Annotated in this window: 13 protein-coding genes and 3 tRNA genes; 10 read left to right on the forward strand and 6 right to left on the reverse strand. The window is 42.9% G+C overall.

Annotation, left to right across the window (positions count from 1 at the left end; all coding sequences use genetic code 11):
* Together INQ51_RS10980 and INQ51_RS10985 are read left to right on the forward strand one after the other, a co-directional pair.
* Nucleotides 1-1,151, forward strand: a 1,151-nt coding sequence (locus tag INQ51_RS10980) for a gliding motility-associated C-terminal domain-containing protein (protein ID WP_233378020.1), incomplete at its 5' end; no start/stop codon positions are given.
* Between the two features lie 44 nt (nt 1,152-1,195).
* On the forward strand, nt 1,196-2,140 hold the full coding sequence (locus INQ51_RS10985) for a type IX secretion system membrane protein PorP/SprF (protein ID WP_233378021.1): 945 nt from the start codon (nt 1,196-1,198) through the stop codon (nt 2,138-2,140).
* Nucleotides 2,141-2,158: 18 nt separating this feature from the next.
* On the opposite strand, the gene INQ51_RS10990 is transcribed toward INQ51_RS10985, so the two are convergent.
* Nucleotides 2,159-2,374 carry a bacterioferritin-associated ferredoxin gene (locus INQ51_RS10990; protein WP_233378022.1) on the reverse strand — a complete coding sequence of 72 codons (216 nt, stop codon included), beginning with the start codon at nt 2,372-2,374 and terminating at the stop codon, nt 2,159-2,161.
* 384 nt (nt 2,375-2,758) lie between these two features.
* Nucleotides 2,759-2,832: transfer RNA gene (locus tag INQ51_RS10995), tRNA-Met, on the reverse strand.
* A 192-nt stretch (nt 2,833-3,024) separates the two neighbouring features.
* Here INQ51_RS10995 and INQ51_RS11000 point away from each other — a divergent pair.
* The 4 genes from INQ51_RS11000 (at nt 3,025) to INQ51_RS11015 (ending at nt 7,403) form a co-directional block, all read left to right on the forward strand.
* On the forward strand, nt 3,025-3,405 hold the full coding sequence (locus tag INQ51_RS11000) for an START-like domain-containing protein (protein WP_233378023.1): 381 nt from the start codon (nt 3,025-3,027) through the stop codon (nt 3,403-3,405).
* Nucleotides 3,406-3,527: 122 nt separating this feature from the next.
* A complete protein-coding gene (locus tag INQ51_RS11005) occupies nt 3,528-5,012 on the forward strand; it encodes an LptF/LptG family permease (RefSeq protein ID WP_233378024.1) in 1,485 nt (494 codons plus the stop codon).
* 4 nt (nt 5,013-5,016) lie between these two features.
* The gene (locus tag INQ51_RS11010) at nt 5,017-6,219 is read left to right on the forward strand and encodes a glycosyltransferase family 4 protein (protein WP_233378025.1); all 1,203 of its coding nucleotides are present in this window, start codon (nt 5,017-5,019) and stop codon (nt 6,217-6,219) included.
* Complete coding sequence (locus tag INQ51_RS11015) at nt 6,216-7,403, forward strand: glycosyltransferase family 2 protein (RefSeq protein ID WP_233378026.1); 1,188 nt, start codon at nt 6,216-6,218, stop codon at nt 7,401-7,403. The genes INQ51_RS11010 and INQ51_RS11015 overlap by 4 nt, the downstream gene beginning before the upstream one ends.
* Nucleotides 7,404-7,520: 117 nt before the next feature.
* On the opposite strand, the gene INQ51_RS11020 is transcribed toward INQ51_RS11015, so the two are convergent.
* Complete coding sequence (locus INQ51_RS11020) at nt 7,521-8,198, reverse strand: TrmH family RNA methyltransferase (protein ID WP_233378027.1); 678 nt, start codon at nt 8,196-8,198, stop codon at nt 7,521-7,523.
* A gap of 206 nt (nt 8,199-8,404) precedes the next feature.
* A complete protein-coding gene (locus INQ51_RS11025) occupies nt 8,405-8,677 on the reverse strand; it encodes an HU family DNA-binding protein (RefSeq protein ID WP_119440295.1) in 273 nt (90 codons plus the stop codon).
* Nucleotides 8,678-8,961: 284 nt separating this feature from the next.
* On the opposite strand from INQ51_RS11025, the gene INQ51_RS11030 reads away from it, so the two are divergent.
* The 3 genes from INQ51_RS11030 to INQ51_RS11040 all read left to right on the forward strand — a co-directional run bounded on the left by INQ51_RS11030 (nt 8,962) and on the right by INQ51_RS11040 (nt 10,149).
* Nucleotides 8,962-9,046, forward strand: a tRNA-Ser gene (locus tag INQ51_RS11030).
* Nucleotides 9,047-9,250: 204 nt separating this feature from the next.
* Nucleotides 9,251-9,323: transfer RNA gene (locus tag INQ51_RS11035), tRNA-Trp, on the forward strand.
* A gap of 103 nt (nt 9,324-9,426) precedes the next feature.
* On the forward strand, nt 9,427-10,149 hold the full coding sequence (locus tag INQ51_RS11040; RefSeq protein WP_233378028.1) for a (Fe-S)-binding protein: 723 nt from the start codon (nt 9,427-9,429) through the stop codon (nt 10,147-10,149).
* A gap of 206 nt (nt 10,150-10,355) precedes the next feature.
* On the opposite strand, the gene INQ51_RS11045 is transcribed toward INQ51_RS11040, so the two are convergent.
* Both INQ51_RS11045 and purB read right to left on the reverse strand, forming a co-directional pair.
* Nucleotides 10,356-12,158 carry an ABC transporter ATP-binding protein gene (locus tag INQ51_RS11045; protein WP_233378029.1) on the reverse strand — a complete coding sequence of 601 codons (1,803 nt, stop codon included), beginning with the start codon at nt 12,156-12,158 and terminating at the stop codon, nt 10,356-10,358.
* 134 nt (nt 12,159-12,292) lie between these two features.
* Nucleotides 12,293-13,639 (reverse strand): adenylosuccinate lyase, encoded by a 1,347-nt coding sequence (gene purB, locus INQ51_RS11050; protein WP_233378030.1) that lies wholly within the window; start codon nt 13,637-13,639, stop codon nt 12,293-12,295.
* A gap of 294 nt (nt 13,640-13,933) precedes the next feature.
* Between purB and INQ51_RS11055 the strand changes: the two genes are divergently transcribed.
* Nucleotides 13,934-15,337 carry an NfeD family protein gene (locus INQ51_RS11055; RefSeq protein WP_233378031.1) on the forward strand — a complete coding sequence of 468 codons (1,404 nt, stop codon included), beginning with the start codon at nt 13,934-13,936 and terminating at the stop codon, nt 15,335-15,337.
* The last annotated feature ends 112 nt before the right edge of the window (nt 15,338-15,449 follow it).

Genomic DNA, 15,449 nt, shown 5'->3' on the forward strand with positions numbered 1-15,449 from the left:
GTGCAGATAATATTCCGGACAATGTACAGGTAAACCTGACCGACGGAGAATTATTGTATGCCAACGAAGAACTGTCTGAAGCAGTAATCCAGTTTACTTATACCATTTGCAGCAATGCAAACCCAGAAAATTGTTCTACCGCCGAAGTAACTATCCACATACAACTTGATACCGACTGTGACGGAGTTCCGAATGTGATCGATATTGACGACGACGATGATGGTATACTTGATATCCACGAAGATCAAAATGCATTGAATCAACAAACACTGGATTCGGATGGTGACGGAATCGTTGACAGACTGGATATTGACTCTGACAACGACGGAATTCCGGACAACATTGAATGGCAGCAAACCATTACAGAAGGCATTCAGTATGCTGAAAATGGTGGAGTTGATCAAGGACTTGACTACTATCCTCCACTGGGCTCTGACTCAAATGGAAATGGTTGGGATGATCAGTACGATGACCTGGGAGTATACTACGATCCGGTTGACATGGATCTGGACGGAATCCCGGATTATTTGGATGAAGATTCAGATGGTGATGGCATTGCCGACTATATTGAAGGATGGGATGAAACACCACATGATACAATTGCCGATGTTGATTACATTGGATCAGACCTTGACGGTGACGGATTAGATGATGCATACGATTCATATGATACAAGTGAAGAATGGCTTCACGGACTAAACGCCATTGGATCAAATGCTCCATTGCAGGATTCAGACACCATTATTGGAGTACGTGACTGGAGAGATGATTATGTACCTTCAATCGAAGGTGGAGGTGGAGAAGCCGAAGGATGTGAATTATTCATCCCGAATGGATTCTCTCCGAACGGAGATACTCACAACGACTATTTTGAAATAATATTTACCTGTGAAACCGGTGATTTATTATTCGAAGAAGAATATCCGGATGCCAAAATAGAGATATTCAACCGTTGGGGTAACAAGGTTTACGAAAAAGCCAACTATGGCAATACCCAAAGATGGAGCTACCAGGATGCATGGTGGGATGGTAAATCAACCAATAAGATGCAGGTTGGCAGGGATAATCTTCCCACAGCGACCTACTTCTACATCTTATACCTGGGAGAGGGAAGCAAGCCAATTACAGGAACAATATTCCTAAATAATTAATGGTAATGATTAATGAAATGTTGAATCCAAAAAAAGAAAGAACGATGAAAACGAAATTAAATATTATCAAAGCTTTAGGGATCCTGGCAATTGCATTGACAACATTCACTTCTAACGCCCAGCAGGACCCAATGTACACTCAGTACATGTTTAACACGCAAACCATCAACCCTGCTTATGCAGGGACATGGGAGTCGGTAGGCTTTATGGCACTGGCCAGAAATCAATGGACAGGCTGGAATGGTGCACCTGAAACATTTACTTTTTCACTCCAAGCTCCGCTTAGAAATGAACGCGTTGCCTTAGGTTTAAATGTAATTGGAGATAAAGTTGGGATGGTTAAGCGTTTTGATATTTCTGCCGACTACTCTTATTTGGTTCCGATTAGTGAACGTACCAATTTGAGATTGGGATTAAAAGGCGGATTTGTAAACTATACCAACAACCTCCAGGATTACAGTATTATTGATCCCAACGACCCCAACTTTATTGGGAGAATAAGCAGCGTGAAACCCAACTTTGGTGTTGGAGCCTTTCTTTACAGCAAGCGGGCCTATCTTGGGTTTTCTGTTCCGAGGGTATTGAATGTAAAGCTTGACTCCGATATGCAAAGTGCCGCTGTTCAGGCCGAAATCAGACACTATTTCCTGATTGCCGGTGCGGTTTTCGATTTGGGTGAGGATGTTAAATTCAAACCAACGATGCTGAGTAAAGCATCGTTTACTTCGGAAACAGGTACTCCCCTTCAAATGGACTTTTCAGGAAACTTCCTGATCAAAGAAAAACTTTGGCTGGGAGCCATGTACCGTACCGGGTCTTCCTACGGCTTTATTGCCCAGTGGATTTTCGACAAAAAGTTGCGCGTTGGTTATGCGATCGATTTTGCCACCAACAACATCAAGCACCACAACAACGGAACCCACGAAATTATGGTGTCGTACGAACTTAAATTCAGAAAAGAAGAAGTGGTTTCACCACGATACTTCTAAAAGATATTGTTGTGTTTTTTAGAACCCGAGTTCCAGCTTCCCTTGCTGGTTCTTGGGTTTCTTCTTTTGATGCGCTTCCACAATGGCGTCGATCTCGGGCAAACAGCGGCCACAAGACGTGCCGGCCCGCGTAAACTCCTGTATGTGTGAAGTGGTTTCTGCCCCTTTCTCTAAAACAGATTTAATCTCACTTTCGTCTATCAAGTTGCAAATGCAAACCAGTTTTCGCGCCATTATAGATTGCCGTTTATAATATTAGTGATTAAGTATTTTGAATTAACCCGAATTCACGTTAAACTATTTTGCCTCCAGAGTCCCAATGCCTCGACAGAATCTTTCAATGCAAATATTAAAGCTTTCAGGAATCAATTCAGAGGAGTGCGGGATGTCAGCTTTTCCTTTTTATACTTGCCAAAATTTATGAGTGAAGTTTGTTTCTCCTCAGAAAGTTCATTTGATCCGTTTTTAGCCAAGTGTTTCCTAGTGATTTTTCGTAAAATAAAGATCAGCCGCGAGAAGATTGAATTGAAATATGAAGTTGTTTATATTGACGGCGCGAGGTTGCCGTAAAATAAAAAGAGGTTACAAATTTTTCATTTGTAACCTCTTTATTTTCAGTAGCGAGAGGCGGGCTTGAACCGCCGACCTCATGATTATGAATCATGCGCTCTAACCAGCTGAGCTACCTCGCCATTTTTGTTACGATTTCCTGTCTTTTTGACCCCTCCGGTACGCTAACCGGTTTTGAATTTCGCGGTGCAAATATAGTATTTATTTTTATTTACCTCCAGATTTTCTCATTTTTTTAAAAAGAACTTTATCCGGCCGGAAATTCGTGTTTGTTAGTTCCGTTCATAATATATATATTGCCGAAAATCAAACAAATGCCAGACAAAGTTAGAATACAAATTGAGTTCCTCATTAACTGCTCGCCCAAAGTTCTGTATAACAGGCTGAGCACAGCCTCAGGGCTTACCGAGTGGTTTGCTGATGATGTACGCATAAAGGGGAAAAAATTTACTTTCATCTGGGATAAAACAGAACAAACGGCAGAAATGACCCTGCAAAAAGAAAATAGGTTGGTACGTTTTAGCTGGCTGGATGAAGAAGAAGGAACTTACTTTGAGTTTCGCATTATCCAGGATGAACTGACCGGAGATGTTTCGTTGCTGATTACTGATTTTGCCGAAGAGGGTGAAGAGGAAGAAACACGGGATTTGTGGGAGACCCAGGTTTCAGATCTTAAACATTTGGTTGGTTCCTGATTTGTCCGGTTGTTTCCGTTTCTTATTTTTTAGGAAATCATAAGGAATCTTAACTCTTTTCCCTTTCCCAAATGCCAAAATAACTTAGCTTTGTACACGTTTCTTGTGCAGAAATCAAATTAATGAAGCGCTTACATTTATACATTATAAAGTCTTTCGTTGGTCCTTTTATTATGACCTTTTTCATCGTGCTGTTCGTTTTATTGATGCAGTTTCTTTGGAAATACGTTGACGACCTGGTAGGAAAAGGACTTGAATTCGACGTTTTGGGCGAGATGATGTTCTACGCCGGATTTGCCCTGTTGCCACTGGCCTTTCCGCTGGCGATGCTTCTGGCATCGATAATGACATTTGGTTCGTTGGGTGAGAACTACGAACTGGTGGCAATGAAGTCGGCTGGAATTTCGCTTTTTCGCATCATGAAACCTTTGATGGTTATCGCAGTGCTGGTAACATTTTCGGCTTTTTATTTCTCAAACAATATCATTCCCAAAACAAATCTTCGGTTTCAAACCCTGATGTACAGTGTAAAACAGCAGCGGCCGGAATTGGTGCTGCAGTCGGGAGTGTTTACCAACGAAATGGATGGCTACAGCATTAAAGTGGGGCGAAAAGACAGCAAAACCAAAATGTTGTATGATTTGCTGATTTACGATCATACCTCAGGAAAGACAAACGAAAGTGTCACCGTAGCCGACTCCGGAATGTTGCGCATTACCGAGGATAAGCAGTATATGGTGCTGAACTTGTTTCACGGTGTAAATTATGAGGAAGACAAATCGCAAGGTGCCCGGGGAAGTGGTGAGAACAATGGTTTTCGGCGCGATTCGTTTGATGAGCAGATCATCCGGGTTAAAGTGCGTGGTTTTGATTTTAACCGCAAAGACGAAGATCTTTTCCGAAACAAGTATAGCATGTTGTCGATTACAGAGCTTCAGGCGATGGAAGACACGCTTTCTGACGAATACTATTCGCAGTTGAGCAAATACATGGTGCAAATCAACCTGAATGCTACCATTTCCCGGAAAATGCACAATCTGGTGCAACGGCACGACTCGCTAAAGATTGAAACCGATGTGCCGGAGGCAGACTCTATTTTTGATTTTGATACCTTTTTCACTGGCAGAGATAAATGGGTGCAGGCCGAAATTGCGGGCATTGCCCTGCAAAATGCACGGAGTGTAACCCAAAATATTAACATGTACGAAAATCAGCTGTACAGTCGGAAAAAGTGGCTGAACAAGTATAAAATGGAACGGCATCGGAAATTTACACTGTCGGTGGCTGTGTTGATCTTCTTTTTTATCGGTGCACCACTGGGGGCAATTATCCGGAAAGGAGGATTGGGAATGCCGGTGATCGTTTCGATACTTATGTTCATCCTCTATTATATCATCTCGATGACCGGTGAGAAATCGGCGCGCGAAGATGTGTGGTCGATGTTTGGCGGAATGTGGTTTTCGTCGTTTATATTTTTGCCGCTCGGAGTTTGGCTGACTTACAAAGCTGTTACCGATTCTTCGATTATGTCAAGCGAAACTTATACTAAGTTGTTTAGCAAATTGGGCTTGTCGAAGCTAATTTCAAAAAAAGAAAAGAAAGAGTAGTGCCATGAGAATATTACAGGTAACCAATAAAGTGCCTTATCCTACCAAGGACGGTGGTGCCATCGCCTGTATGAATCTGACAAAGGGTTTTTCCCTGCTTGGTCACGATGTGACTGTTTTATCGATGAATACGGTAAAGCACCACATTACGCTGGACGAGATTCCGGAAAGCATTAAAAACCTGGCTGAATTCAGGCTGGTAGATGTTCCGGCAAGAATCAGTGCTATTAAAGCGGTTGTAAACCTGCTTTTTTCGCAGCAACCCTATAATGCAAGCCGCTTTATTGCTGACAATTTTTCAACCGAATTAATAAGGCTGCTGACCGAAAAAGAATTCGACATTATCCAGTTGGAAGGATTGTACGTGTGTCCGTATATTTCTTTGATTCGTGAATTTTCGAAAGCATTGATCGTTTACCGGGCACACAATATCGAGCACGAAATTTGGGCTAGGTCGGCCGAGATTAGTCAGGGCCTTAAGAAATTTTACCTCAGAAACCTGGCCATCAGAATTCGCAAGTTTGAGACCCGCCTGTTGAATAATTACGATGTGTTGGTGCCGATTACACAGCGCGACGAATCCATCCTGTACGGAATGGGCAACCGCAAACCTTCAATGGTATCCCAAACGGGGATCGATAGTTCGGTGTTGTTTCCCAATGCGCGTAACCTCGAATATCCATCGCTTTTTCATATCGGATCGATGGAGTGGGGGCCCAACCAGGAAGGATTGCTCTGGTTTGTCCAGAATTGTTGGCCGGCTATTCACCAAAAATACCCTGACCTTAAATTTTATGTGGCCGGAAGAAATGCACCGGCGTGGATGGCAAAGAAATTTGATCAGCCCAATGTGCAGTTTTTAGGCGAAATAGCGGATGCTTATGAATTCATGAATTCAAAGGCGATCATGGTTGTGCCACTTTTTTCCGGATCCGGTATGCGGGTGAAAATCATCGAAGGGATGGCACTCGGGAAAAGCATTGTTTCTACTCCCATTGGGGTAGAAGGTATTGAAGTAGAAAAGAACAGACACATTTTAATTGCCGAAACAGTCGAACAGTTTGTTGACGCGGTGTCGGAGTTGGTTGACAACAAAGAACTGTTTGAAAACATCGGGCGGAATGCCATCGGCTTTATACACGAAAAATTTGATAACTTAGCTGCTGCCAGTAAACTCATTGATTTTTATAAACAATACATTAAATGATGCTGACCATCTTGTTCTGGGGACTGTTATTCATTCTGTTTTATACATACCTGGGTTATGGTTTGGTGTTGTGGTTGCTGGTAAAAATTAAGCATCTGATTTCCCCGCATAAAAAAAATCATTACAAGGAATCTTTTGAGCCCGAGGTGTGTTTGTTCGTAACTGCCTACAACGAAAAGGATTACATCCGGCAGAAAATAGAGAATTCATTTGCACTTGATTATCCCAAAGAGAAAATACAATATGTATGGGTAACCGATGGATCTGACGACGGAACCCCTGATTTGCTACGGGCATATCCGGAGCTGGAAGTGTATCATTTACCGGAAAGACGCGGGAAAATGCATGCTATGAACCGGGGAATGAAGTTCGTAAAAGCTCCGCTTGTTATTTTTTCTGATACCAATACCTTACTTGGCCGGAACTCGATTCGGGAAATAGTGAAACGGTTTAGCGACGAAAATGTGGGATGTGTGGCCGGCGAGAAAAGGATCATCGAAAATGATTCGGAAACCGCCGCCGGAGCAGGAGAGGGGCTATACTGGAAATTGGAATCGTGGATCAAACAAAACGATTCGGGGCTAAACTCGGCAGTGGGGGCCGTTGGCGAGTTGTTTGCCATTCGGACCAGGCTTTTTGAGGAAGTGGAAACCGATACCTTACTTGACGACTTTATTATTTCTCTGCGTATTGCCATGAGGGGCTACAAAATAGCTTACGCACCCAATGCTTTTGCTGAAGAAACGGCTTCGTTAAATGTGCACGAAGAGCTAAAGCGAAAAATACGGATTGCAGCAGGCGGGGTGCAGACCATCTTCCGTTTAAAGGGGCTGATGAATCCGTTCAAATACGGTATTCTTTCGTGGCAATATTTTTCGCACAAGGTTTTGCGGTGGACCATTACACCCCTTGCTTTGTTTGTACTTCCCTGGGTAAACCTGATGCTGGTGGTACAACAGGATAACTGGAGTCCTGCCAATTTCTATGCACTTGTGTTTTTGTTTCAGTTGGTGTGTTATGCTGTTGCTTTGCTCGGGTGGTATTTTGAGAACAAGAGAATACGAGTAAAACTATTTTTTGCTCCCTACTATTTTGTAATGATCAACTATGCCGGAATTCGAGGAGTCATGCGTTACCTCAAAGGACGGCAGTCAGTAAACTGGGAGAAATCAAAACGTGCCTAAGAGGCGTTTGGCGTATTAGTCCGGTCAATTAATAGTTTTGGTAATATTCTCGGCCGTTAATACTTTTGTTTGTAACCTTCTAACTTTTGTCTTTTCCCATTTCCCGTTTGCCTTATCCTAGGAAATATTGCCTTTCAGAAATCTTTTTTCGAGCAGGTCGGGCCGTTTAATGCCTTTCCAGATCCATTCCAGCTTTATCTCATCGCTTTCCTGCTCGCTCAAACGCCAGTCAATATTATTATCCTGACGCATTTTAAGTGTGAGATGATGAAGTATAATAGCTGCCGAAACCGAAATATTGAAACTTTCGGTAAAACCATACATGGGGATTTTCAGAAACTCATCGGCTTCGTTGATAATGCTGTCGGTAATACCCGGCAATTCTGATCCAAACACCAGGGCAGTTTTCCCTTTGGATAGATCGAAATCAGGTAGTTCCTGATCGTTTAAATGCGGCGTGGTGGCAACAATCCGGTAGTTTTCAGCTTTTAGTTTTCGGATCACTTCCAGGTTTCCGTTTTCAGCGCCATTGTATTTTTTCATCGTCAGCCATTTCGATGAACCCATGGCAATCTCCCGGTTTACTTTAAACTCATTCCGGTTCTCGATAATGTGTACATCCTGTACGCCAAAACAGTCACAGGTGCGCAAAACAGCACTGGCATTCTGTGGCTGAAAAATATCCTCCAGCACAACGGTCAGGTACCTGGTTCGGGTAGCCAGTACTTTATTATAGAGTTCCAGCCGTTGAGGGGTAATGTATCCGGATAAGTATTCAAGTAGTTTTTTGTCCATCTTTGGTTTTCTTGTGTCGCAAACGAACATAAAGTTTTTCATTACATAATTATAGGTTGATGAATGAAAAACGAAGCTCGAGAACAGTCTGCAAATGGTTTCTTATGTGAAACTGAGATTTGCTTTAAAATTAATTGTGCTACAAAGGAACAATAAAAAAGGGAAGCAAAATGCTTCCCTTCAAGTTTCTTTGCCTGTAGTGTATGTTATGACACTGCGTCAGCTAATTCAGCACCAGCTTTGAATTTAACTACCTTTTTAGCAGGAATTGTAATTTCTTTACCAGTTTGTGGGTTTCTACCTGTTCTGGCACCACGTTCAGAGATAGATAATGAGCCAAATCCAACGAGAGCAACTCTGTCACCGCCTTTAAGAGCGTCAGTTGTTGCATCAATAAAAGCGTCTAATGCTTTTTTTGCGTCGGCTTTGCTAAGGCCTGCTTTTTCGGCCATTGCGTCAATTAATTGTGCTTTATTCATAAGGCAAAATTTAAAATAATTAATTAAGTGATTGAAATTAAAGTACTTAGTTATTGTAGTTAATTCTAATTTAAATCTTAGTTTTTTCTGAGATATTGATATCGGTACGTCCAAACATCAGTAAAATCAATACTTTCAGAGTGCTTTAACTAAAGCTTAGCTAAATTCAGAAATTAGTTTTAAAAAACCAAACCCTAAAACCCTTTTTTTTTCAGCACTTCCTGAAAAATTTGACAAAAAACTTTTTGTGGTTTAAAAAATTAATCTACTTTTGCACCGCATCCGGAGAGATGGCAGAGTGGTCGATTGCGGCGGTCTTGAAAACCGTTGTACCGAGAGGTACCGGGGGTTCGAATCCCTCTCTCTCCGCAGAAAAATCCACCGGAATAACTGGTGGATTTTTTATTTGACATAGTGTTAATAACTTTTTGCCTAAGGGCGGTTTCGACAAAGAAAAGGGTTCAAAATTGTATCAATTTTAACCGATATTTTCCCGGATCAGCCGTAGGTAATTTGGAATGAATGATTATATTTGCAGACGCTAAATAAAAGCGTTGTTCTTTAATAAAATACACGGGTGTAGCTCAGTTGGTAGAGCACTGGTCTCCAAAACCAGGTGTCGGGAGTTCGAGTCTCTCCTCCCGTGCAAAAGCGAGGTTGAAAAGCCTCGCTTTTTTTGTTTTAGTATTTCAATGGAACTCTTTTCAGTTCTTCATTCTTTAGTGTAATTTCAAGCCAAAATAACCAAAATGCGTGTCGACGTCTTTATTCCGTGCTTTATCGATCAGTTTTATCCTGATACTGCCTGGAGCTTTGTAAAAGTCCTTGAAAAAGCGGGGTGTGAAGTAAAATACAATCCGGAGCAAACCTGTTGCGGACAGCCTGCTTTTAACAGTGGCTATTGGAATGAAGCCCGCACAGTGGCGCGAAAATTTATTCAGGATTTTGATGAAGCTGAAATAGTGGTGGCTCCGTCCGCATCGTGTACCGGATTTGTTCGCAATTATTATCATAAACTTTTTACGGAAGACAAAGTCAACCTGGAGAAATCAAAGTCGATAAAAAAACGTCTTTTCGAATTCTCTGATTTTATGATTAATCATTTGCAGGTTTCGGAAGTTGGTGCAGTTTTTAATCATAAAGTTACTTTTCACGATTCGTGTGCCGGTTTGCGTGAGTGCGGTATCAAGTCAGAACCGCGGCAGCTTTTGGAAAAAGTAAAAGGACTGGAGTTGGTTGAAATGGAAAACCTGGAGACCTGTTGTGGTTTTGGGGGAACCTTTGCGGCCAAATTTCATCATATTTCTTCGGCAATGACCGAGCAAAAGGTCGAGAATGCTCTAAAAACCGGGGCCGAGTACATTGTTTCTACCGAGGCTTCCTGTTTAATGAACATGGACGCCTACATTCGAAAACAGAATCTTCCCATCAAAACCATTCATCTGGTTGATGTGCTTGCCACTGGCTGGTAAAAACAAACGCTCTTCCCCGCAGATGAACTTGTAAGCGCATTAAGGCTTTTTACGTGAAAAATGATGTGTTAGTCGCAGTAAGGAGTCACAGTTTTCAGTTTTTTGTGAAAACGAAGGAATATGAGGTGTCTTACAATTTAACAATATTGCAATTTCTCAGTTTAACAATAGCTCGCAGCTCACAGCTTACGACTCGAGGCTATTTTTTAAAACATCTGCATTTTGTGCAAACGGGTATAGCGGCCATCCAACTTCAATAGCTCTTCGTGCGTTCCCTGTTCCACTATTTTCCCTTCGTGCAATACACAAATCATATTGGCATTTTTTATGGTTGAAAGCCGGTGTGCGATCACCAGAGAAGTACGGTTCTTCATCAGGTTTTCCAAGGCTTCCTGTACCAGTTTTTCCGATTCGGTATCGAGAGCCGAAGTTGCTTCATCCAGGATTAAAATCGGAGGATTGCGCAGAATGGCACGTGCAATGGATAAACGTTGCTTTTGCCCGCCCGACAGTTTGTCGCCACGGTCGCCGATACGGGTATCGTAGCCATTTTCTGAAGCCATGATAAAATCGTGGGCATTCGCAATTCTGGCAGCTTTTTCAACGGCTTCCTTTGTAGCATTCTCCACGCCAAAAGCAATGTTGTTAAAAATGGTATCGTTGAATAAAATGGGCTCCTGGTTTACGTTTCCGATCAGGTTACGCAACGATTTCAGCTTCAGGTCGCGGATGTCAATTCCGTCAATTTCAATCGTACCTTCCGTTATATCCCAGAACCGCGGAAGGAGATCAACCATAGTGGTTTTTCCACTGCCGGAAGAGCCCACCAATGCAACGGTTTTTCCTTTTTCAACTTCCAGCGAAACATTGGACAAAACCTCTGCTTTGTCGTACGAGAAACTTACATTCTTATAAGCGATTCTATTGTTAAACGATTTAATATCCTGCGCCCCGGGTTTGTCTTTGATGGTTACTTCAGCCGCTAAAACATGATCGATCCGGTGCATCGAGGCCAGTCCTTTTTCAACGCTGTAAAGGGCGGTTGAGAATGCTTTGGCCGGATTGATAATTCCGTAGAAAAATACGAGGTAGCCAATAAACTCAGCGGCAGAAAGCGAAGACTTTCCTTCTCCCAAAATAATACTACCTCCATACCACAACACTACAACAATTACAATGGTTCCTAAAAACTCGCTGGCCGGATGTGCCAGGTTGCGACGCCACATCAGGCGATTCATGATTGAGCGGTAATTACCATTTTCGGTCTGGAACCGTCCGATGGCCTTATCTTCGGCATTAAACGATTTGATGATGCGTAATCCCGACAGGTCTTCTTCAATAATGGAAAGAATTTCGCCCAGCTTGTCCTGCCCTTTGGTAGATACGCGTTTCAGGCTGCGACCAATCCGCCCGATGATTATCCCGGTTACGGGCAACATAATAAATACAAACAGCGTGAGCGACCAGCTCATGTAAATCATAACGCTTAAAAAAACGATGATCAGGATTGGGTTTTTAATCATCATCCCCAGTGAATTGGCAATCGAGTTTTCGACTTCCTGCACATCGCTGGTGATGCGCGCCATGATATCGCCTTTCCGTTCATCCGAGAAATAACCCAGCGGAAGGCCAATGATTTTCTTATAGATCAGTGAACGTATATCGTAAACAACGCCGTTACGCAGTGCAATTAATACAAAATCGGCCAGGTAGGTGAAGCCTACTTTTAGCAAAGTAGCAACAATCAGAATAATGCCGATTAATACCAAGGCCCGCTGTTCGCCTTGCTCTGCAATTAACCGGCTCATATAGAAATTAAAATTGTCGGTGATTGAATCCATCGACAGGGTCAGCTCTGTTTTTTCGGTGACGATTTCTTCTGTTCTGAAAAGAATCTTCAAAGCCGGAATAAGCATGGCAAAAGAGAAGGCTCCGAAAACAGCGCCTAAAATATTGTAAATGATATTCATAACGACGTTCCACTTATACGGTGGCACAAATCGTTTCATGAGTTTAAAGAATTCTTTCATATGATAAAGCCAGAAGTTGCAGCTACAAAAATGAGATCTTCTAATTATTGTTTTAAAAACAGAGCAGCGAAAAAGTTCTCACCGCTCCTGTTCTCTTATCTTGATTACCGGGATTAAAAAATACCCGTATAATTCTGCGGTGTTATCGCTTTTAATTCCTCTTTAACTGAATCACTAACGTTCAGTGTGTCAACAAAATTGTGAATGGCTTCTTTGTTGATCACTTCGTTTTTGCGCGTCAGGTCTTTCAGCGCTTCATACGGATTGGGGAAAAACTCGCGACGCAGAATGGTTTGAATGGCTTCAGCCACCACGGCCCAGTTATCTTCCAGGTCTTTCAGAATGGCCGCCTCATTCAGCAGTAATTTATTCAGCCCTTTTATGGTTGATTTAATGGCAATAATGGTGTGTCCAAACGGAACGCCGATAAAACGTGTAACGGTAGAATCGGTAAGGTCGCGCTGCAAGCGTGAAACCGGAAGCTTTTGAGCCAGCTGCTCAAAGCCTGCGTTGGCAATGCCAATGTTACCTTCCGAGTTTTCAAAATCGATCGGGTTTACCTTGTGCGGCATGGTTGACGAACCCACTTCTCCCTTTTTGATTTTTTGTTTGAAGTAGTTCATTGAAACATACGACCAAATGTCGCGATCCAGATCCAAGATAATATTGTTAATGCGCTTCAGTGCATCAAAAATTGCGCTGTGGTTATCGTAGTGCGAAATCTGGGTGGTGTATTGCGAACGGTGCAACCCCAGTTTTTCTTTCAAAAAGCTGTTGGCAAAATCTTCCCAGTTAATGTCTGGATAAGCCACATAATGTGCATTGAAATTACCGGTGGCACCTCCGAATTTTGCATCGATGGCAATGGACTTCAGGTGTACCAGTTGCACCATAATCCGCTCAATAAATACCTTGAATTCTTTTCCGACTTTAGTTGGCGATGCCGGTTGACCGTGGGTTTTAGCCAGCATGGGAATGTCTTTCCAATCGTTTGCCATGGTCAGCAGTTTCTCAATCAACTCCTGTAAAAGCGGGTAGTATTCTTCCTCCAGCGCATCCTGAATAGATTTCGGAATGGAAGTGTTGTTGGCATCCTGTGAGGTAAGTGCAAAGTGGATAAACTCTTTGTATTTACCCAGGTCCAACTTGTCGAATTCTTCTTTAATAAAATATTCAACTGCCTTAACATCGTGGTTGGTAACGCTTTCAATCGATTTAATGCGCTGCGCATCTTCCAGCGAAAAGTTTTTGTATAATTCACGCAGCTGGTCCAGCTTACCGGCAGGAACATCTGCCAGTTGCGGAAGTGGTATTTCACAAAGAGCGATGAAATATTCGATTTCGGTTAATAAGCGGTATTTTATCAGGGCAAACTCACTGAAATATTTGTTTAACCCTTCCACTTTATCTCTGTACCTCCCGTCAACCGGGGAAATTGCTGTTAATGCAGATAATTCCATTTTCTTTTGAATGATTAGGTCGCAAATTTAACAATTTCGGTCAAGTACACATATTGATACCCGAAGGATTTAACATTCTCACTTACTGATCAATCCAATATCCCGGGAATTGGGCTTTCGGAGAAAAGATTCAGGGTACTGTTTAAGGGCCTGTTTTCTATTTTATTAAAGAGTTCATCGCTTCTGAATCGATGATAATTTCTAACTTCGTAAAAAGGATGACGAGCTGTTCGACTTTTGCGGTGTATCTGTTTGAAAGTCAGTGAATGGTTCAACGGCTAAAATATTAGTACAATGATGAAACGTTACGGGCTTTTACTTCTTCTCTTGATTTCGATTGTGGTGTTTGCACAGGAAACCCAGAAAAAATTGGTGTATAAACTGAACATCAAACAGGATATTTCGCCGGGTACGCGGCGGCAGGTGGCGCAGGCGTTTGAGGCTGCCGATTCGCTAAAAGCCGACATCTTTTTGATTCACATGAATACTTACGGAGGAACGGTGGTGGATGCTGATTCCATTCGTACGATGATATTGCAGAGCAAAATTCCGGTGTATGTGTTTATCGACAACAACGCCGCCTCGGCAGGTGCACTAATTTCCATCGCGTGCGACGGTATTTACATGCGGCCGGGTGGAAGCATTGGCGCTGCAACGGTGGTGAACCAAACCGGAGCAGCCATGCCCGACAAATACCAAAGCTACATGCGCTCGACCATGCGTTCCACCGCAGAAGCTCACGGAAAAGACACCGTGATAACGGCTGATAACGATACAATTATCAAGTGGTTTCGCGATCCTAAAATTGCGGAGGCCATGGTAGATGAGCGGATCTTTATCGAAGGTATATCGGATACCGGGAATGTGCTCACCTTTACCCCAATGGAAGCCATGGAGCATGGCTATTGCGAAGGTATTGCCGAAAGCGTTGATGAAGTATTGCACCAGGTGGGAGTGGAAGATTATACGCTGGTGGAATATGAACCGTCGTGGCTCGAGAGAATTATTGGTTTCCTGGTTCATCCGATGGTTTCAGGATTGCTGATCATGGCGATTATCGGGGGGATTTATTTCGAAATGCAAACGCCGGGTATCGGATTTCCGCTGGGGATTGCGGTGCTGGCAGCTATTGTGTACTTTGCGCCGCTTTACCTCGAAGGGTTGGCGGCCAACTGGGAAATTGCTGTGTTTATCGTGGGGGTTATCCTGGTCGCGATCGAGATTTTTGCCTTGCCCGGCTTTGGCGTGGCCGGAGCTCTGGGTGTTTTGCTGATGTTTGCAGGACTTGTACTTAGTTTGATCGACAATATTCATTTTGATTTTGAAGGCGTGGAAATGCGCAGGGTAGGGGTAGCCATTACAACCGTTGTTCTGGGCGTATTTGGCGGATTTATCTTGTCACTTTATCTCGGCCGGAAGATGTTTACAGCCGAGAAAGGGATGTTTAAAAACTTCGCGCTAAACACTGTTCAGCATACCAACGAAGGCTACATCAGTATCGAACCTGCCATGCTGGCATTGACCGGAAAAAGCGGAACGGCGCAGACAGTGCTTCGCCCGGGAGGAAAAGTTGTAATCGATGCCGAGGTTTATGATGCGGTTGCCGAAACTGGTTTTATCGACCGCGGAGAAAAAGTAGTGGTTACGCGGGTAGAGGCCACCCAAATTTATGTGGAGAGGGCGGAGAGCAATTCGTAGAACATACGATGATCCGAAAGTGCATCTGTGTCAAAAAACTGATAAAAATTCCAATAATTATATAACATTCAGGACTGGCATTCTCTGTTATTTTGCACTGCGTCAAACAACG

The organism is Maribellus sp. CM-23 (genome assembly GCF_021354595.1).
Taxonomy (GTDB): Bacteria; Bacteroidota; Bacteroidia; order Bacteroidales; family Prolixibacteraceae; genus Draconibacterium.

Bases quoted from the DNA above. Each gene is read 5' to 3' on its own strand.
- INQ51_RS11015 (WP_233378026.1), top strand. From the start codon at position 6,216: ATGATGCTGACCATCTTGTTCTGGGGACTGTTATTCATTCTGTTTTAT.
- INQ51_RS11045 (WP_233378029.1), bottom strand. From the start codon at position 12,158: ATGAAACGATTTGTGCCACCGTATAAGTGGAACGTCGTTATGAATATC.
- purB (WP_233378030.1), bottom strand. From the start codon at position 13,639: ATGGAATTATCTGCATTAACAGCAATTTCCCCGGTTGACGGGAGGTAC.
- INQ51_RS11010 (WP_233378025.1), top strand. From the start codon at position 5,017: ATGAGAATATTACAGGTAACCAATAAAGTGCCTTATCCTACCAAGGAC.
- INQ51_RS11025 (WP_119440295.1), bottom strand. From the start codon at position 8,677: ATGAATAAAGCACAATTAATTGACGCAATGGCCGAAAAAGCAGGCCTT.
- INQ51_RS11055 (WP_233378031.1), top strand. From the start codon at position 13,934: ATGATGAAACGTTACGGGCTTTTACTTCTTCTCTTGATTTCGATTGTG.
- INQ51_RS10985 (WP_233378021.1), top strand. From the start codon at position 1,196: ATGAAAACGAAATTAAATATTATCAAAGCTTTAGGGATCCTGGCAATT.
- INQ51_RS11005 (WP_233378024.1), top strand. From the start codon at position 3,528: ATGAAGCGCTTACATTTATACATTATAAAGTCTTTCGTTGGTCCTTTT.
- INQ51_RS11020 (WP_233378027.1), bottom strand. From the start codon at position 8,198: ATGGACAAAAAACTACTTGAATACTTATCCGGATACATTACCCCTCAA.
- INQ51_RS10990 (WP_233378022.1), bottom strand. From the start codon at position 2,374: ATGGCGCGAAAACTGGTTTGCATTTGCAACTTGATAGACGAAAGTGAG.
- INQ51_RS11000 (WP_233378023.1), top strand. From the start codon at position 3,025: ATGCCAGACAAAGTTAGAATACAAATTGAGTTCCTCATTAACTGCTCG.
- INQ51_RS11040 (WP_233378028.1), top strand. From the start codon at position 9,427: ATGCGTGTCGACGTCTTTATTCCGTGCTTTATCGATCAGTTTTATCCT.